Origin of the sequence: Geodermatophilus bullaregiensis (assembly GCF_016907675.1) — a bacterium.
Classification (GTDB): Bacteria; Actinomycetota; Actinomycetes; order Mycobacteriales; family Geodermatophilaceae; genus Geodermatophilus; species Geodermatophilus bullaregiensis.
Map to the genome: position 1 here is coordinate 2,166,180 of NZ_JAFBCJ010000001.1, position 17,031 is coordinate 2,183,210.

At 71.9% G+C, this 17,031-nt stretch carries 15 protein-coding genes and 4 tRNA genes; 9 read left to right on the forward strand and 10 right to left on the reverse strand.

What is annotated here, in order from left to right:
* Positions 1-49 precede the first annotated feature (49 nt).
* The 4 genes from JOD57_RS10210 to JOD57_RS10225 all read right to left on the reverse strand — a co-directional run bounded on the left by JOD57_RS10210 (position 50) and on the right by JOD57_RS10225 (position 7,076).
* A complete protein-coding gene (locus tag JOD57_RS10210; RefSeq protein ID WP_204691932.1) occupies positions 50-2,749 on the reverse strand; it encodes a site-specific DNA-methyltransferase in 2,700 nt (899 codons plus the stop codon).
* Positions 2,749-5,787, reverse strand: a complete 3,039-nt coding sequence (locus JOD57_RS10215) for a BPTD_3080 family restriction endonuclease (protein WP_204691933.1) — start codon at positions 5,785-5,787, stop codon at positions 2,749-2,751. Before JOD57_RS10215 ends, JOD57_RS10210 begins: the two co-directional genes overlap by 1 nt.
* Positions 5,788-6,128: 341 nt before the next feature.
* Positions 6,129-6,204 (reverse strand) — tRNA-Lys (locus JOD57_RS10220).
* Between the two features lie 137 nt (positions 6,205-6,341).
* Positions 6,342-7,076 carry a GAF and ANTAR domain-containing protein gene (locus JOD57_RS10225; RefSeq protein ID WP_204691934.1) on the reverse strand — a complete coding sequence of 245 codons (735 nt, stop codon included), beginning with the start codon at positions 7,074-7,076 and terminating at the stop codon, positions 6,342-6,344.
* Between the two features lie 445 nt (positions 7,077-7,521).
* Here JOD57_RS10225 and JOD57_RS10230 point away from each other — a divergent pair, with 445 nt between their 5' ends.
* Positions 7,522-7,821, forward strand: a complete 300-nt coding sequence (locus JOD57_RS10230; RefSeq protein ID WP_204691935.1) for a hypothetical protein — start codon at positions 7,522-7,524, stop codon at positions 7,819-7,821.
* Positions 7,822-7,840: 19 nt separating this feature from the next.
* Here JOD57_RS10230 and JOD57_RS26220 read toward each other — a convergent pair whose 3' ends face one another.
* From JOD57_RS26220 to JOD57_RS10240, 3 genes are all read right to left on the reverse strand, one after another.
* Positions 7,841-7,972 (reverse strand): hypothetical protein, encoded by a 132-nt coding sequence (locus tag JOD57_RS26220; protein WP_275582075.1) that lies wholly within the window; start codon positions 7,970-7,972, stop codon positions 7,841-7,843.
* Positions 7,973-8,155: 183 nt separating this feature from the next.
* Positions 8,156-9,025 (reverse strand): hypothetical protein, encoded by an 870-nt coding sequence (locus JOD57_RS10235; protein WP_204691936.1) that lies wholly within the window; start codon positions 9,023-9,025, stop codon positions 8,156-8,158.
* 28 nt (positions 9,026-9,053) lie between these two features.
* Complete coding sequence (locus JOD57_RS10240; protein WP_204691937.1) at positions 9,054-9,935, reverse strand: Rieske (2Fe-2S) protein; 882 nt, start codon at positions 9,933-9,935, stop codon at positions 9,054-9,056.
* A 200-nt stretch (positions 9,936-10,135) separates the two neighbouring features.
* On the opposite strand from JOD57_RS10240, the gene JOD57_RS10245 reads away from it, so the two are divergent.
* The 4 genes from JOD57_RS10245 to JOD57_RS10260 all read left to right on the forward strand — a co-directional run bounded on the left by JOD57_RS10245 (position 10,136) and on the right by JOD57_RS10260 (position 13,286).
* Entirely contained in the window at positions 10,136-10,603 is a 468-nt protein-coding gene (locus JOD57_RS10245; RefSeq protein WP_307824592.1) for a GtrA family protein, read from the forward strand.
* 109 nt (positions 10,604-10,712) lie between these two features.
* A complete protein-coding gene (gene wrbA / locus JOD57_RS10250; protein WP_204691938.1) occupies positions 10,713-11,315 on the forward strand; it encodes an NAD(P)H:quinone oxidoreductase in 603 nt (200 codons plus the stop codon).
* 132 nt (positions 11,316-11,447) lie between these two features.
* Positions 11,448-12,929, forward strand: coding sequence for a metallophosphoesterase (locus JOD57_RS10255; RefSeq protein WP_204691939.1), 1,482 nt, complete (start codon positions 11,448-11,450; stop codon positions 12,927-12,929).
* Positions 12,930-12,953: 24 nt separating this feature from the next.
* Positions 12,954-13,286 carry a hypothetical protein gene (locus JOD57_RS10260; RefSeq protein WP_204691940.1) on the forward strand — a complete coding sequence of 111 codons (333 nt, stop codon included), beginning with the start codon at positions 12,954-12,956 and terminating at the stop codon, positions 13,284-13,286.
* A 19-nt stretch (positions 13,287-13,305) separates the two neighbouring features.
* Here JOD57_RS10260 and JOD57_RS10265 read toward each other — a convergent pair whose 3' ends face one another.
* A complete protein-coding gene (locus tag JOD57_RS10265) occupies positions 13,306-14,007 on the reverse strand; it encodes an AMIN-like domain-containing (lipo)protein (RefSeq protein WP_204691941.1) in 702 nt (233 codons plus the stop codon).
* A 172-nt stretch (positions 14,008-14,179) separates the two neighbouring features.
* On the opposite strand from JOD57_RS10265, the gene JOD57_RS10270 reads away from it, so the two are divergent.
* From JOD57_RS10270 to JOD57_RS10285, 4 genes are all read left to right on the forward strand, one after another.
* Positions 14,180-14,252: transfer RNA gene (locus tag JOD57_RS10270), tRNA-Glu, on the forward strand.
* Between the two features lie 23 nt (positions 14,253-14,275).
* Positions 14,276-14,349 (forward strand) — tRNA-Asp (locus tag JOD57_RS10275).
* A gap of 25 nt (positions 14,350-14,374) precedes the next feature.
* A tRNA-Phe gene (locus JOD57_RS10280) sits at positions 14,375-14,448 on the forward strand.
* Between the two features lie 26 nt (positions 14,449-14,474).
* The gene (locus JOD57_RS10285; RefSeq protein ID WP_204691942.1) at positions 14,475-15,032 is read left to right on the forward strand and encodes a GNAT family N-acetyltransferase; all 558 of its coding nucleotides are present in this window, start codon (positions 14,475-14,477) and stop codon (positions 15,030-15,032) included.
* Here JOD57_RS10285 and JOD57_RS10290 read toward each other — a convergent pair.
* Together JOD57_RS10290 and JOD57_RS10295 are read right to left on the reverse strand one after the other, a co-directional pair.
* On the reverse strand, positions 14,993-16,009 hold the full coding sequence (locus JOD57_RS10290; protein ID WP_307824593.1) for a glycosyltransferase family protein: 1,017 nt from the start codon (positions 16,007-16,009) through the stop codon (positions 14,993-14,995). The two genes, JOD57_RS10285 and JOD57_RS10290, sit on opposite strands and share 40 nt — an antisense overlap.
* A 145-nt stretch (positions 16,010-16,154) precedes the next feature.
* Complete coding sequence (locus JOD57_RS10295; protein WP_204691943.1) at positions 16,155-16,850, reverse strand: phosphodiesterase; 696 nt, start codon at positions 16,848-16,850, stop codon at positions 16,155-16,157.
* Between the last annotated feature and the right edge of the window lie 181 nt (positions 16,851-17,031).

A 17,031-nucleotide genomic window follows, 5' to 3' on the forward strand; every position in this document is an offset into this window, starting at 1 on the left:
CTGATGCCCTCTCGAAGGCCGCCGATCAGCTAAAGACCCGGCAGGATCTTCAGACTTCGTACACCTTCAGGACGTCGTCCCCGTAGTGGTTGATCACCTTGACCGCGATCTTGCCCGTCGAAGGTTGGGGGAAGGCGCGGCTGACGGTGCTGTTCAGACTGGCCCAGGCGTCTGCGTCGATCTCCGCGTGAAGCGCCTTCTTGAGTTTGTCGTACGGGTTATCGGCTCCTGTGAAGTAGGCGTGCCGGACGAAGAAGGAGTCACCGTTGTAGTTGGAGTCGACGAACCAGCAAGCGATGTCGTCGGTCGAGTGCGAACGGACGGCTCCGGTTGTCGGGTCGAACACGTCCACGCCGTGGATCTCCACCTCGAGCTGCCCAGTTGCTTCGGCCGGCCGCACGGTGACATCGGGTTCGCCGAACACCATGAACAAGTTGCCCGCGCCGGTGTTCTTCAGCAGGGTGTCCCCCATCGCGAGATCGGGGTTCATGCGAACTAGCAGGACCTGCACCTTGCCCATGCGGAGGGCCGCCTGCCCCACTGCGAAGTCGGGGCCGCCGGCAGTGCCCGGCCGGAACTCAGCGGCGACCTCGCCGGCCCGCGAGTCGAAGGCGAATCCGCAGATGAGCAGTAGGTCGAACCCCTCGCCCCTTAGTGCCTCCCGGGCGGCCTCCTTGATCTGCTCGGGGCCGACCGTCCCATGCTGGGGCCCGAGGCTCACAGCCACCCGCGAAGCCTCCCCATCCGCAGTGGTGTAGTCGCCGGCGGCCTGTAGCCAGCGCCCGGGGTAGGCCTCGAGCCGGTCGAATTCGAGACGCTCCTGCTTGACGGTGTTCTGGACACCCGCCTTCCGCAGGTGACTAAGAACCGTGTCCTCGTAGGAGCTCTCTGCCTGTCCTGCTGCGACCTGCTCGGCGGCGGGCCGCTCCTCGCCGGCGCTGACGGCGCTGTGCGGCGAGAGCGTCTCAACCGTGAACCGTCCGGCGACGCGGACCTTCTTCGGGTCCACGAAGGGCTGGTCCCGGAGAAGCTCGGACTCAGCACGACGGGCAACGATCGCGTCGATCTCCTGTCGCGTCATCCCCGGCTCAATCTCGGGATTCTGCGCAATGTCGCGCAGCTGGATGTGCGGAACGCGCTTGTACACAAAGCCTTGCCGGACATCGTGTCCGAACTCGTTGCGTGCCGTGGTAGCGACTCCCGACAACGCCGCTTCCTTCGCCGCACCCTCCGGCGAATCAGCGAGAAGGTAATCAGGAAAACGGCTACCCATGAGTCGCGCGCGCGCCAGGGTGATAGCGACCCTGGATGTATCCATAGTGATCCAGCGGCGCCCCCACTGTTCGGCGACGTACGCCGTGGTGCCACTGCCGCAGGTCGGATCCAGCACAAGGTCGCCGGGATCTGTAGTCATCAACAGACACCGCTCGGCGATTTTTGGACTGGTCTGTACGACGTAGGTCTTCTCCCCGGGACGCCCGGCGATGGCGGTGTCATTCCACAGGGAGTTCAACGCGTAGACGGAAAAGTCGTCAAGGTAGCGAACGTAGGCCAACGAGTTCTTCCGAGCGACGACACGCCCCGCGGCCACCAGGCGCTGCATGCCTTCCTGGTTCGTCTTCCACTCACCTGCGCCGGGAAGGATCCGTCGACCGTCGACCTCTACGGGGAAATAGCCGGTGCGGTTCTCGCGAACGCGAGGACTGGTGAGATTGTCGTAGCGGAATGACCTGCCCCGCAGTCCGAGCTTGTTCGCCTGATTTGCCGGCATTCTTCGCCCGTCTTGCAACTCCACATTCGAGTACTCGCCGGCCCCAGCGCCGCCGGGCTCCTTTGGCAAATACAGCTGGCGGTACTTCATCTGACTGCGGTCCTTTGCATACCACAGCACGAAGTCCGAGACGCCAGCCAAGTACTGACCCGTAGCGCTCGATGTCTTCGCGAAGGTGATGTGGGAAACGAAGTTGTCTGCGCCGAATACCTCGTCCAGCAGGCTCCGGACCACGTGGACGTTCTCGTCACCGATCTGCACGAAGACGCTGCCCGCTTCGTTGAGCAGCGTGTGGGCCACCTGGAGGCGGTCGCGGAGGTAGGCCAAGTAGGAGTGGACCCCGAGCTTCCACGTGTCCCGAAAGGCCCGAATCTGTTCGGGCTGCCTGGTGAGGTCCGTCTCCTTGCTGTCCTGGACTTCGCGCTTGCGCGTGCTGACCTGCCAGTTCGATCCGAACTTGATGCCGTAAGGCGGATCGAAGAAGACCGTCTGGACCTTGCCAGCGAGGCCTTCCTTTTCGACAAGGCTGGTCATCACGAGGAGGCTGTCACCGAGGATCAGCCTGTTCGCCCAGTTGGCCTCGTGCTCGTAGAAGTCGACCAAATCGAACGAGTCGAGCCCGTCGAAGTCATCGAAGAGGCTCAGTTCCGGCTCGGCGTCATCGGTCGTCTCGGTCTTGCGCAGGTTCTCGATGATGGCGCGTGGCTCGATCTTCTCCTGGATGTAGATCGGAACGGCCGGCACCTCGAACGGCTCCGCGTCCTGCACATCCTTTCCCCGCCACACGAGCTGCGGGTCAGCGGACAGGTCGCGCGGATACAAAAGGGGCCGCTCGTAGGTGACCTTCTGCGGCTCCCGATGCTCGTCGGTGACGAAGTCGGCTAGGTCCGCCGTGGGGATGTTGGCCCGCTTGTCGGCGTGCTCAACCGTCTCGATGGGCATGGCACCGGACGTAGCGGCCCGCTGGATCGGTGGCATCAGTGCGTCTCCTCGAGTTCACCGGTGCGGACCCGCTGAACGATCTCGGTCATCTGGCGTAGGGCGACGTTGGGATCGATGATCTCGGCGAACCGCCAGTGGCCGTACTGCCCGTCGTTGTTGATAGCCGGGCACCACAGGTTGCGGGCTGCGGCGGTCTTCGCATGCTTGTCCTCGCGGCCCTGACCGGACACCTCGACGATCAGCGTGGTCGGACCCCAGGTGGCGTCAACGCGGACGAGGAAGTCCGGCTCGTAGCTATGCTGCACGCCCTCGTGCGTGTACGGGATGGAGAAGCCGAGGCGGTCGTTCTTGCAGTAGCTGAGCACGCCCGGGGTGGCCTCGATGGCCTTCGCAACCGTCTGCTCCCATCCGGAGTGCAGGGTGACGTGGGTGATGTGGCAGCGGTCGGGCTGGGTCTCGTATGTGCGCCGGGTTGTGTCGAACGAGACCTCCGCGGTGGAACCGACAGAATCGAAGGACCGGTAGACCGGACGCAGTCGGGGAGTGCCGCGGCTGGCAGTGGTGCCGCGCACGATCGCCTGGTAGATCCGCTCTGCGGCGTCGGCCTTCTTCTGGTCGAGCATGACCATGCCGGCAAACGTGTAGTCCTTGCATTCGAGCCAGTGATCGAGCCAGTCCCGAACGATCGGCACCAGTTCACGGAACCGCCAGAACCGGTCGTTGCCAGCTTCGTCGCGGAGCCGTGGGAGCACGGTGCGGGCCAGTTCGTAGACGAGGGCCTGCCTGCGCACAGCCTGCAGGTCGGCCAGCGTGTGGACTTCTGCCTCGCCGACGACACCACGGACCGTGGTCTCAGTGGGCACGTCGTTGACGGTGAGCACGAGCCGGGAGTCGTCGTCGAACTGAGCCGACAACCGTGGGTCGGGCAGGTCGTATCGGTAGCCCACGACACGGGGAAAGGTGATCTGCAGGTTGGCCCGCTCCGAGAGGGCGCGGACGTGCACGACGGGGCGGACGACGGTCGGGCGTCCGCTCTTGCCGGTGGTGGCGATGAAGGAGAACGGGACTCCGTAGACCTCGGCGTACTCCGCGGTGAAGAGACCGGTGTCCTCGTCGATCGCGTACGACCGGCGGCGCAGGGCTCGGCCGACGACCTGCTCACACAGCAACTGGGTGCCGAACGCGCGGACGCCGAGAACGTGCGTGACGGTGTTGGCGTCCCAGCCCTCGGTGAGCATGGAGACGGAGACGACGCAGCGGACGTTTTCGCCTAGCTTGCCAGGCTTGCCGACGGTGTTCATGACCTCGCGGAGGAGGTCCTCGTCGGTGAGGGCGTCTGCGTCGCGACCAGGGAACCGGGTGCGGTACTCGGCCTTGAATTCCTCGATCTCCCGTCCTGCGATGCGCTTGAACTCCGGGCTCATCGCCTCACCGGACTCCAGCTGTTGAGAATCCACGAGGATGGTGCGCGGGCGATCCCGCCAGCCACCGCGTTCGTCGTCGTTGCGGAACAGCGGCAGGCCGCCGCTCTGGACGACCGGGCGGTTGAAGCCGGGGAGCTGCTTCTCCCAGCCGGCGATGTAGTCGAACACCCGTTTGGAGACGGCGGTGTTGTTGCAGACGACGATGAACACCGGCGGCGTAGCGCCGGCGATGGCGGGGTCGCTTGCCTCCCAGTCCCGAAAGGCCTGCTCGTAGTTGCTGTACAGGCTGTGCAGCGCGGCCTTGACCTCGTCGGGCAGCACCGGTTCTTCGCCGACCGCTTCGGCGCGCCGGCCGCGCTTGGGCAGCTGGTCGCGGATGTGTACCCATAGGTCGCGGAACGTGGGCATGTCGGCCGGGGCGGCGTTGTCATCGACCGGCAGCCGGGGGATTTTCACGACTCCGGCCTCGATGGCGTCGATCAGCGAGAAGTCGGAGACCACCCAAGGGAACAGAGTTCCCTCCCCGTAGCCGGAGCCCTTGAGGAAGAACGGTGTGGCAGAGAGGTCGTAGATGCGGCGAATGCCGTATTTGGCGTGCACGGCCTTCAGTCCGTTGAGCCACTGGTGGGCTTCGCTGGCCCGGGCGGCTGCTTCCCTCTTCTCCTCGCCGGTGAGCTTCTCCTGCTGGGCATGTATGTCCGGCACGGCCGGCCCCTGCCAGCAGTGGTGGGCCTCGTCGTTGAGAACGACGATGTTGGTCTTGCCGCCGCTGCGGTTGGCCAGGTCGCGGCAGACTCGGCGTGCCATCTGGTCGGGCGTCTCAGTGAACGGGCTCGGCCCGTCCCCGGAGTTGAGGATCTCCTTCGCGAGCTTGCCGGCGTTAGCACCGGCTCCGGTCTCCTTCCGCCCGAACTGATGGAAATTCACGATCGCGACGCGGGCACGCTCGATGCCGGCCCGGAGGTCAGGCGGCACGAGGTCCATCGCGTCGTAGTAGTTCTCCGGGTCCGAGGGCAGCAGGACGCGCAGTCGATCGCGAATGGTGATGCCGGGCGCGACGACGAGAAAAGCGTCCGAGTAGGACCGGCTGCCGGGGCCCATCGGGTTGGCCGCCTTGTTGCAGGCGTGCCAGGCGATGAGCATGGCCATGACGAGGGTCTTGCCCGAGCCGGTCGCCATCTTGTGCGCGATGCGGGGTAGCCCGTCGTTGAACGTCCCGTTGTGCTCGCGCAGTTCGTTGCCGAACGCCGGGTCGGTCTTCTGCGCGACTTCGCTGAGCCAGATCGCCGTCTCCAGCGCCTCGATCTGGGCGAAGAACAGCGGTCGTCCGCGGTCCGGGCGTGTCCAGTGCGCGAGCAGGGCCTTGCTCGTGTTGGTCGCGCCCGCGTAGCGCTGTTTGCGCCAGACGTCGAGCTTGCCGCGGATCAGGTTCACCTGGTCGTTGGTTTTGAGTCGGTCCTCAGTCCAGTCCAGCGCGAGGGACAGCTGCCCAGACCGACGCTGGGCCTGCGGTACAGGCATGAAGTACTGCGAGGGCCTGCGCTTCCCGACGATCTCGTTGGTGATCCCGTCGTCGTCGAACCGGAAGTGCCTCCCCGGCTCGACGTAGGGCGAATTCAGGATCGGGTTATCGATCACCCGGTCGACCACTTTGTTGCCACCTCACCGCGTACCGCAGGTTGCGGAACCGCTACTTGCCGTCAGCACGTTAGCCGGTTGGGCTGCGATCGCCCATGTCTCAGGCAGACGCGTCGGCCAGGAGCACGGGTTTCGGGGATGGTTCGCAGCCTCGAGTGAGGCCTACGCGTGTCGCGAGGCCCCTCGCGCGGCGCCGGTTGTCAGCCACGCCCTTCGAGGAGGCAGACAGCACCGTCAGCGATCGCGATTGCCGTGATCGACGACCAAATCGGGGGATAACCGGGGGATGGCAGCCACCGCGCTACTTTCAAGACGCCAATGCAACTCCAAACGTCCAGCTCAGTCCGGGTCCGTGGTGGGCCCCGTGGGGATCGAACCCACAACCCGCGGATTAAAAGTCCGCTGCTCTGCCAGTTGAGCTAGAGGCCCGGTGGGCGCAGGGAGACCCCGGACGACGCGCGGGAGGTCCGGAGGTCTCGCAGCCCGGTCCGAGGTTACCGCCGGGGCCGGCGACCCCTCGCCCAGCGCATCGGCACGCGGGCGGTCCCCCGTGGCGCCGTCGACCGTCACCCGTCCCGGCCGCGCTGCACCTCCTCGACGAGGTCGTGGGCGATGTCGCGCAGCTTGCGCTGCGCCGTCTGGGACTGCTTGGCCAGCAGGTCGAACGCCGCGTCGGCGGACAATCCGTGGCGGCTCATGAGGATGCCCTTCGCCTGGTCGATCACCGCACGGGACTCCAGTGCGCGCTGCAGCTGGGCCGCCAGCTGGGCGGTGCTGGAATAGAGACCGGCGTTGGCGACGGCCACCGCGGCATAACTGGCGAACGTGGTCGCGAGCTCCCGCGTCTGCTCGTCGAAGGTGCCGCCGTCGGTGCCGTAGACGTTCAGCGCACCGATGACCTGGCGCGGCACGGGCAGACCCACCGAGAGGGAGTGCGTGATGCCGTGGTGCCGCGCCGCCCGACCGAAGTCGGGATAGGCGGCACTGTCGGCGGTGTCGTCGATCGGGATGGTCACGCCGGAGACCGCGGCGTCCATGCAGGGACCGAACCCCGCCTCGTACTGCCGTTCGTCGAGCTGGGCGGCCAGCGGCCCGGTGAAGGCCGCACTCTCAACGTCGCCGTCGTGCATGAGGGTCACCGACACCTCCGCGGCACCGGGGATGGTGCGCTTGGCCAGCTCCGCCACCCGGGCCAGCGTGGCCGACAGCGGCTGCTCACCCAGCATGATCTTGCTCAGTTCGGCGAAGGTGGCTCGGGGGTCCTGGGGCGGCTGGGCGCCGCCGGTACCGGGCGTGGACACGGCAGTCCTCGATTCGAACGAGGACTGCGGTGTCGAACCTCGCGACAGTCCGGATGGAGGCGCCGCCGACCGAACACGAGAGAGGGCCGGACGAGAGCCGGGACCACACTGCTGCAGCCCGCCGGCAGACGGTCGTCGGGACGGCGCCGACTCGCCGTGATCGTGGAACCGACGTGCTGCCTGCGACGCTACTCGCGTCTGCCTCGGGGGAGCCCGACGTCTCCGGGAGCGCACACCTGCGTGACGGCTGGCCGGTGGCGCCGTCGCCGGGTTGGCCGCATGCGCCCGTGCGGGGATAGTGAGGTGGACCTGTCCGGGTGACCGCCTCGTCAGCAGGGCGCCGGAGCACGTCAGCGGGTGCCCGGCCGTGGTCGCCCCGCTCCGTCCCGTCGTCGAGCCCAGTTCACGGCTCCGACCGACCGCTCCCATCCGCGAAGGACCCCCGGTGCCCGCCTCCGCCGTCTGCCCCCTGACCGTCATCGCCTGGCGGTTGAGCGCTCTGCCCGCCCGCGACCTGTGGGGTCGCTACGTCGCGCTGGGCGGGAACCGCCCTCGCGCCGCGCTCGACGAGTACCTCGCCGGCACCGCCGCGTGGAACACCTCGGAGCACAACGCTCTCACCCAGGCCCTCAACGAGCGCCTGTGGGACCTCGGTCACCCGAGCCTGGCCCCCTACCGCGAGCTGCGGGCCGACCGGGACGCGGTGGCCCCGGAGGTGCACGAGGGGTGGCCCGACACTGCGTAGCCGCGTCGGCACGGGAGGCTCACAGCACGTCGAAGGCCAGCAGCAGGAGCAGCGTCAGCAGAGCGGAGACCAGCAGGCTGCCGAGGCAGCCCAGCCGGCTGGAGAAGAGGAAGAACACCGACCGGGGGTGCCCGGCGACCGCCTGGTGCAACCGTGCGTGACCGGCGCCACCATCACTCCGACGAGCAACACCCGTTCAGGGGATCGCCGCGGACGTCGTCCGCTACGTAGCGTCATCGCCAGCGCGGAGGACGACGAGCCCGCGCGCCCGACCCCGGTCCGGCCGTCCCGTTCCCCCCGGGCCGGCCGGACCGGTCCGGTGTGGGCACCGTTCTCACCCGCAGACGCGGTCCACCAGCGCCGCGAGCTCGTCCCGCTGCCCCTGGTCCAGCGGCAGATCGGCAGGCACCTCGTCCTCGCCTCCCACCTGCAGCCCCAGCAGGAACGCGTAGGGCTGCTTGACCTCGGCGAGGGCGTGCGGGTCGCAGCGGCCCATCGTGAACTCGACCCCCACCTCGAGCGTCGACTCCCCCGCCTCCAGCGTCCGCGGTAGGTCCGCGGTGGCGGCGTAGAGGACGTTGCCCTCCAGCCGGGTCACGGTCACCGGCCGGTCGTCGTCGCCGGTGCGCGTGAGCGTCAGGGTGCCGGTGACCGCGTCGCCGTCCGGGGACACCCCGGTCACGGCGACGTCCGCGACGGCCAGGACGGCCTGCACCGCGCACGCCTCGGTGTGGATCCGGGTGAGCACCTCGGCGGCCAGCGGCACCAGCAGCTGCTCGGTCCGCCCGTCGGGCCGGACGACGGTCAGCCGCGCGGCGGCCGGCTCCGCGGCCCGCTCGCACACCACCGCGCCGTACTGCGCGGGCAGGTCGAAGGTCCGGCCGGGCGTGAACCCGACGTCCACCGCGCGGTCGGGCAGCGGCGCGAAGCCGGCGGAGTCGATGGCCACGGAGGTGACGGTGAACGGCTCGGCACCGGTGTCGGTGACCGTCACCTGCACCTGTCCGCCCACGGCCTCGTCGGTGCGCCACTGCCGCACCTCGGCCTCGATCCCCGGGACGGCGAGCACGGCCGGCCCCGGGGAGGGGGTCGCCGACGACGGGACGGACGACGACGCGGACGACGACGCGGCGGGGCCGGCGGGGTCCGCGCCACCGCACGCGGCGCACAGCAGGACGGCCAGTCCCGCCGCCGTCCGCCGCATGCCGCGGCAGCGTAGGCGGCGAGTGCCCCTACTGGTGCCGGCCGGGCAGCCGCGCCATCACGCGCCCGGCCTCCATGCGCACCTCGAGCTTCTCCTGCGGGTTGGCCGCCGGGCCGCGCCGCGGCTCGCCGTTCTCCAGGTCGAAGGCCGAGTCGTGCCACGGGCAGACCAGGCAGGAGTGGCCGCGCACCTCCTCGACGCTGCCCTCGTACAGCGGCCCGGCCAGGTGCGAGCAGGCCCCGACGAAGACGTCGACCCGCGCGCCCCGGCGGACCGCGGCCAGCGGGGCGGCCACCCCGCTGCCCTTGCCGGTGCGCAGCGCCGGCCGGCCCTCGGGCAGGTCGTCGAGCGGGCCGAGGTCGATCCAGTCGGTGGTCAGCGACCGTGCCGCCGTGGCTGCGTGCGAGGCACCCGAGGACTGCGCGTAGGACATGTGCCCGCCGATCGCGGCCGAGCCGGTCGCGATGCCCAGCCCGGCGTAGGACAGGACGCGGCCGAGCGTCCCGCGCCCCTTCGCCCGGGCGACCAGCGAGCCGACGTAGAGCCCGAGCGCGGCCACGTTGGACACCGCGTGCAGCGCGCCGAGCCGGCGCACGCCGATCTCCTGTTCCGACCAGTCGGCGGCCCCGGCCATGGCGGCGGGCACCGAGACGGCGACACCGGTGCCGATGAGCACCGTGGCGGCCGGTCGCAGCGGCGGGATGGCGTCGAGCAGGCCGGCCGAGGCCCAGCTGCCGACGGGGACCTGCACGAGCACCGGGTGCAGCGGGTGGCCCAGCCAGGTGCCGTGCAGCGCGTCCTTGACCGCGCCCGGCTTGAGGACCGCCTGCACCGCCTTGCGGGCCGGCTCGATGGCCTTGTCGAAGCTGCTCACGTCCGCGAGTCGGTCGAGGATCCCCATCAGGCTCATGCGCGGGCCCCTACCCCCGCGGCGGCCCGACGATGCCGGGCGGACGACGGCGGGCCCGGAGTCGTCGCCGACCGTCACGGCACCCCACTCGTGGGCGACCCCACACCACCGGGACGTTTCCCAGCGAGTAATGCGTTGGTCCACAGGTAACTGTCAGTGGCAAGGTCGAGAAAGACACTGTGCACCCCCGAGGAGAAGTCGTGACCTGCCCGTCGCTGCACCGCCCCGTGGCGGTCGCCGACCTCGCGGGTGAGGTCGCGGCCCTGGTGCGGTCGGACAGGGGCCTCGGGCAGTTCACCCGGTTCGTGCTCGTCGGCGGGCTCTCCAGCGCGGTCTACGCCCTGCTGTTCGTCCTGCTGCGCGGGCTGGGCGAGGTCCCGGCCAACCTGATCGGTGCCGCACTGTCCTCGGTGCTGGCCAACGAGCTGCACCGTCGGCTGACCTTCCGTGCCGGCGAGCGGGTCGGCTGGTTCGCGGCGCAGTGGGAGGGCGGCGCGCTCTGCGTCGCGGGCATGGTCGCCACCAGCCTGGCGCTCCGCTGGGTCAACGAGGTCGTCCACGAGCCCGCCGTCCTCACCGAGATCCTGCTGATCGCCGCCGTCACGGCCACGATCGGCACCCTGCGGTTCCTGGCCCTGCGCTGGGTGTTCCGCCCGCACCCCGCCTGACCGGCCTCCCCCTCCCGTGCGACGTCCGGGAACACCGGCCGGCTCGCGTGCTGTTGGTTGAGGGCACAACCACCTGCCCGACCGTCTGCACGAGAGAGCCGAGGAAGCCATGACCAGGATCGCCGTCGTCTACTACTCCTCCACCGGCAACGTCCACCAGCTGGCCGCCGCCGTCGCCCAGGGCGCCGAGGAGGCCGGTGCCGAGGTGCGCCTGCGCCGGGTGCGCGAGCTGGCCCCCGACGAGGCCATCGACTCCAACCCGCTGTGGCGGGCGCACGTCGACACCACCGCGGGCGAGGTCCCGGAGGCCACTCCGGCCGACATGGAGTGGGCCGACGGGTACGCCCTCGGCAGCCCGACCCGCTTCGGCACCCCCGCCGCGCAGATGAAGCAGTTCATCGACACCCTCGGCGGGCTGTGGGCCACCGGGAAGCTGGCCGACAAGGGCGCCACCGCCTTCACCAGCGCGCAGAACGCCCACGGCGGCAACGAGTCGACGATCCTGACCTTCTTCAACGTCTTCTCGCACTTCGGCGCCGTCATCGTGCCGCCCGGCTACACCGACCCGCTGCTGTTCGAGGCCGGCGGCAACCCCTACGGCGTCTCCAACGCCTCGGGCGGCAAGTCGGCCACCGCGAGCGAGGCCGAGCTGGCCGCCGCCCGCTACCAGGGCCGCCGCCTGGCCGAGGTGACGGCGAAGCTCGTCGCCTGAGCCGCGGGCCGGCTCCGCGACGATCAGGTGACCTGATCCCGGCGCGTCCTCCCTGACCGTCGGCGGCCGGGGAGGACGCGCTGCGGTGCGGTAGGACGTGCCGTGCTGCACCCCGCCGCTAGCCTCGGCGGGGTGGACGAGCCGACGCCGACCCCGGTCGCCGGCCACCGGTCGCCGCGGTCCCGGGCGGCCGGCCGATGGCTGTTCCGGCTGGCCGTCGCGGTGGCCGGGGCGGTCGTCGGCGTCCTGTTGCTCGGCCGCGTCGAGGCGCCTATCGGCCCGTTCGACGCCACGCTCGCCTTCACGCCCACCGGCGGCGGCGCCACGGTGGAGGTGCCGCCGCTGGGGGCGCTCGCCGTCGACGCCTACGACGGCCCCCTCGGCCTCGACGTCCAGCTGCGCCGCGTCGACGAGGCGCGGATCCAGGCGCTGGTCGCCGACCCCGCGCGGCTCGACGGCCTGGTCGACCGGGTGAGCGAGGACCTGCAGGACGCCGTCGTCCGGCTGGCCTGGCGGACGGGGGCGGCCGGGATCGGCGGCGCCGTCCTGATCTCGCTGGTGGCCTTCCGGCGCTGGCGCGAGCCCCTGGTGGCCGCCGGGGCCTCCGTCGTCCTGCTGGCCGGCACGGCCGGGCTCGGCGCCGCCACCTGGCGCCCCGAGGCGCTCTCGCAGCCGACCTACACCGGGCTGCTGGTCAACGCGACGAGCCTGATCGGCGACGCCCGCGACATCGTCGCCCGCTTCGACGCCTACCGGGCCTCGCTGGAGGACCTGGTCGGCAACGTCGGGACGCTCTACGCGGCGCTCTCGGCGCTGCCCCAGCCGGCCGGCGACGCCGACACCGTCGCCCTGCTGCACGTCTCCGACCTGCACCTCAACCCGGCCGGTTTCGACCTGGTGGCCCAGGTGGTCGACCAGTTCGCCGTCGACGGCGTGCTCGACACCGGCGACATCACCGACTGGGGCAGCGAGCCGGAGAACCAGCTGATCGGCTCGGTCGGCGCGCTCGGCGTCCCGTACGTCTTCGTCCGCGGCAACCACGACTCCGCCGTCACCGCCGCGCTGGTGGCCGCCCAGCCGAACGCGACGGTGCTCGACGACTCCGCGACGACGGTCGCCGGCATCACGGTCGTCGGGACGCCGGACCCGCGCTTCACGCCCGACCAGGACGCCACCGGGGACGCCGAGCCGCTGGCGCAGACCGGCGAGGACCTCGCGGAGGTCGCCGGCGAGCTGCCCGAGCCGCCGGCGATCGCGATGGTGCACGACCCGGAGCAGGCGCCCCCGCTGGACGGCGTCGTCCCGCTGGTGCTGGCCGGGCACACGCACGAGCGGGAGGTCGAGACGCTCGACGACGGGACGCTGCTCATGGTGCAGGGCTCCACCGGTGGCGCCGGCCTGCGCGCCCTGCAGGGCGAGTACCCCGAGCCGCTGACGTGCACCGTGCTGTACCTCGACCCGGCCACCGGCGCGCTGGTCGCCTACGACGACATCACGCTGGGCGGGCTGGGCGAGACCGAGGCCACCATCGTGCGCACCGTCGTCCCGCAGGACGCCACCCCGGGGGACGCCGACTCGGGGGACGGCGGGACACCGGCCTCCCCGACGGACTGACCGCGCCGTCCTACGCTCGCCGGCATGGTCCCGACGACGCGCACCGCTCGCCTGGCCGCCGGCCTGCTCGCCGGGGGGCTCGCCCTCGTGCCGCTGACCGGCTGCTCGTTCACCTCGAACGACTTCTCCTGCACGACGTCGTCGTGCACGATCACGCTCGACGGCGCGGGCTCGGAGGTCGAGGTCCTGGGCACCACGGTGACCCTCGGCAGCGTGCAGGACGGCCGCGCCGACATCAGCGTCGGCGGGGCGAGCGTGTCCTGCGGGCAGGGCGAGAGCGTCACCGCCGGGCCGCTGGCGCTGGAGTGCACCAGGGTCACCGACGACGCGGTCGAGCTCACCGCCACGCTCAACTGAGGGCCCCCTGCAGGGGCCCTCAGTCGGGGTCGGCGACCTCGACGACGATCCGCGACGGGTCCTCGAGCGGGTAGACGCGGAACGGCGCCTGCGCGCGGGTGCCGACGAAGGCGACCGTCGTCCCCTCGAAGGTCGCGTCGAAGGCGACCTCGGTGACCGTGGCCGTGCCCTGTCCCGGCAAGGGGTCGGGTCCGGCGTACTCCTCGACGCCGGTGTCGTACGGGTAGCCGGCGCCCGTGACCGTCACCTGCAGGACGGCGTCCCCGGCGACGTCGACCGGCTCGCCGCTGCCCTGGGACCAGGCCGTGTCGACGTAGCGGACGTCCCACCCGGGCGTCCCGGTGCCGTCGACCTCGAACACCACCCGGTCGAAGCCGTCGTGCCGGCCGGTGCGGATGTCGGTCACCGTGACGCGGGCGTCGGACGAGGCCTCTGCGGTGTCGGGCTGGATGTCGGCGGAGAACGCCGGGGCGCCGCCGCCCCCGTCGTCACCGTCGCCGTCGCCGTCGCTGTCCCCGTCGCTGTTGCTGTCGCCGTCGCTGTCGTCGCCGACCGGGCTGGTGGCCGCGCTGCCGCCGGTCGCCGCGGTGCTCTCCTCGGCGGCGGACGACGACGCGCTGCCCGCCGCGGACGCGGTCTGCGCGCCCTGCCCGGCACACCCGGCGAGCAGGACCGCCGTGACGAGGAGGGTGCCGGCAGGGAGGAGGGCGCGTCGGGTCACGCGGCGAGCGTCGCAGCCGTGGCGCCCGCCGGGCGGCACCGTGGGGTTCGTGTCGCGGGACCGCCGCGCCGGGGTCCGTCCCACTCCGGCGACCCCGACGCCCCGACCGCGGGGTGGTGTCGGAGCGGCTGCCGGGGGCATGTAGAGTTCTCGCTGCCCCCGGCGAACACGAGCCCCCATCGTCTAGCGGTCCAGGACGCCGCCCTTTCAAGGCGGTAGCACGGGTTCGAACCCCGTTGGGGGCACGCACCACGGCACGACACAGCAAGGCCCTGTAGCGCAGTTGGTTAGCGCGCCGCCCTGTCACGGCGGAGGTCGCGGGTTCGAGTCCCGTCAGGGTCGCTCACCCGGTGCCCGGCACCGGGAGGGGCAGGTAGCTCAGTCGGTACGAGCGCTCGCCTGAAAAGCGAGAGGTCGGCGGTTCGACCCCGCCCCTGCCCACACTCTCTCCCCGCGGACGGTGCCCGGTGCTGATCCGGCACCACGACCCCGCCGACGACGAGGTCCTCGCTCCCCGCCTGCTGCAGCTCCAGCACGCCGCATACGCCGTCGAGGCGCGGCTGATCGGCGACGACCGGATCCCCGCCCTGCACGAGGACCTCCCCGCACTCCTGGGCGCCGGCCTGCGCTGGCTGGTGGCGCAGGACGACGACGCGGTCGTCGGCGCGCTGGGCTGGCGACCGGGAACGGCGGCCGTCGACGTCGACCGGCTCGTCGTCGACCCGGCGCACGCCCGCCGCGGCACCGGCCGGGCGCTGGTCGCCGCCGTGCTGGCCGAGGCCGCCGGCCAGCCGGTCACCGTCTCCACCGGCCGGCACAACACCCCCGCCCGCCGGCTCTACGCCTCGACGGGCTTCCGCGAGGTCGGCGAGCGCGAGGTCCTCCCCGGCCTGTGGGTGGTCGACGCCGTCCACGACGGCAGGGCGTCGGGGCCGTCCGCGACGGCCGGGCGTCGGGGCCGTCCACGGCGGCCGGGACGGGTGGGTCAGACGCCGACGGAGCGGTCGGCCAGCACCTGCTCGTAGACCTGCTCGTGCACCGCCCGCACCGCCGCCTGCTGCTCGGCCCGCCACGCGCGGTCGGCCGGCCGCGGCATCGGCCGGGTCAGCGCCGCGCCCACCGCGGCACCCAGGGACACCGCGTCGAAGCCGTGCTCCTCGTCGTTGCCGTAGACGACGACCTCCGACCACTGGTCGGCGAACCAGCCGCAGCTGGGCGCCACCACGCGGGTGCCCACGTCCCGGCAGATCTCCAGGTCGCGCGAGTGGGTGCCGCAGCGCTCCGGCAGGACGGCGACGTGCAGCTCCTGCAGCTGTTGCGCCCAGCGCGCCGGGTCACGGGTCACCACCTCGAGGCCCTCGGCGATCGCGAGGTCCGGGTCGGCCGGCAGCATCCGGCCCGGCTCGACGAACACCCGCAGCCGCCCCCCGCCCGAGACCGCGCCGGAGAGCGCGGCCCGCAGGAGGGCCGCCGGGTCGGGCAGCGCCGCCCGTGCGGTCCCCAGCGCCAGGCCGACCAGCCCCCGCTCGGCGCCGGTGTCCGGGTCGGGCGCGGTGAGCGAGGGGTGGGCCACCACGATCGCGGTCCGCCCGAAGCGGTCGGCGATCTCGTCGGCGGCGCCCGGCGTCAGGGTGAAGACGACCTCGGCCGTGGCGAGCAGGGCGGCGAGGTGGGCGTCGTGGCGGTGGCGGACCGGCTGGTCGGGGTCGCGCAACTGGTGCACGGTGACCACCAGCGGCACGCCGGTGCGCCGCACCGCCTCGGTCCAGCTGACCACCTCGTCCTCGGGCAGGTGGCCGTAGCCGGTGTGCACGTGCACGACGTCGACCGAGCCGGCACGGGCCGTCAGGTAGGCCGGGTCGAGCCACGGGCTCGTACCGTGCCGCGACCCCACGGGCACCGCGGTGCCGGGCAGCACGGCGTCGACGTAGGCGTCGCCGTGCGGCACCGTGGCGATGCGGATCCGCGCGTGGGACGCGGACGAGGTCAGGGCGTGGACCACGCGGACGTGCACTCCTCCTGCGGTCGAGCACGCGACGGCAGGGCGGTGCTCCTCGATGAACTCTGTGAGTCTCGATACCCGGGCCCGGTGGCGCACAACCGTCTGCACCCCTCCCGAGTGGCCCACGCCACTCGATGGGGACGGGTCAGGCGCGTCCCGTACCGCTGCGGCCCTCCCGCGCCGCGGCGTAGGCCGGCGCGCGGAAGCGGGCCATCGGCCCGTCGGCGAGCAGGCCCGGCGGCGGGTTGCGGACGGCGTCGAAGCGCAGGTCCGGGTCGGGCTCGGCCACCGGGGCGGTGAGCACGAGCCGGGCGAAGGGCACCCAGTCCCCTCCCCCGCGGGCGACCAGCAGCCGGAACGCCAGACCGCGCCCGGAGACCGCGTCGGCGACCGGGCCGGGGTCCGACCGCACGCCCCGGGGCCCGTCCGGGACGGCGACCAGCCGCAGCGTCCCCGCCGTCGACCGGTAGCCCATGAACGAGGAGTAGGTCGCCGCGGCGTCGACCCGCGGCACCGGGACGTACCGGGTCCGGCGGCCGGTCCCGCCGGTCGACAGCAGCAGGTCGACCGGCCGGTCGCCGTCGGGCAGGCGGACGGCGAGGCCCAGCAGGTCGGGGAGCGGCGCGGGCAGCCCCGCGCCGCGGGAGAGCCGCACGACGGCCGGCTCGCGGGCGGGCTCGGCCAGCCAGCGCACGCCCCAGTCCCGCGGCCCCCCGGTCCGCTCGAGGACGGCGTCGAGAACCACGCCCCGGGGGTGCATGGGCTTGCCGTCCCGCCACCGGGCGAGGGTGCCCAGCGGCACCGCCGCGAGCCGGCCGGCCAGCCTCGCCAGGTCCTGCACGGTGTCCCCCTCCCGGCGCACCGACCACCGGGGCACCGCGAGGGGCCCTACCCGGACGCCGGCCGCTCCACCGGAGTCCGTCAGGTGGCGTCTACGACGCCGGACGGAGCGATCCGCAGTCGGTCGATCACGGAGCGACACGACCGGCGCGTGCCGTCCACGGGCGACACCTGCCCGTGTC

Excerpts from the sequence above, each read along its gene's own strand:
- JOD57_RS10210 (WP_204691932.1), bottom strand. The coding sequence starts at position 2,749 with ATGCCACCGATCCAGCGGGCCGCTACGTCCGGTGCCATGCCCATCGAG.
- JOD57_RS10235 (WP_204691936.1), bottom strand. The coding sequence starts at position 9,025 with ATGCGGCGGACGGCGGCGGGACTGGCCGTCCTGCTGTGCGCCGCGTGC.
- JOD57_RS10240 (WP_204691937.1), bottom strand. The coding sequence starts at position 9,935 with ATGAGCCTGATGGGGATCCTCGACCGACTCGCGGACGTGAGCAGCTTC.
- wrbA (WP_204691938.1), top strand. The coding sequence starts at position 10,713 with ATGACCAGGATCGCCGTCGTCTACTACTCCTCCACCGGCAACGTCCAC.
- JOD57_RS10260 (WP_204691940.1), top strand. The coding sequence starts at position 12,954 with ATGGTCCCGACGACGCGCACCGCTCGCCTGGCCGCCGGCCTGCTCGCC.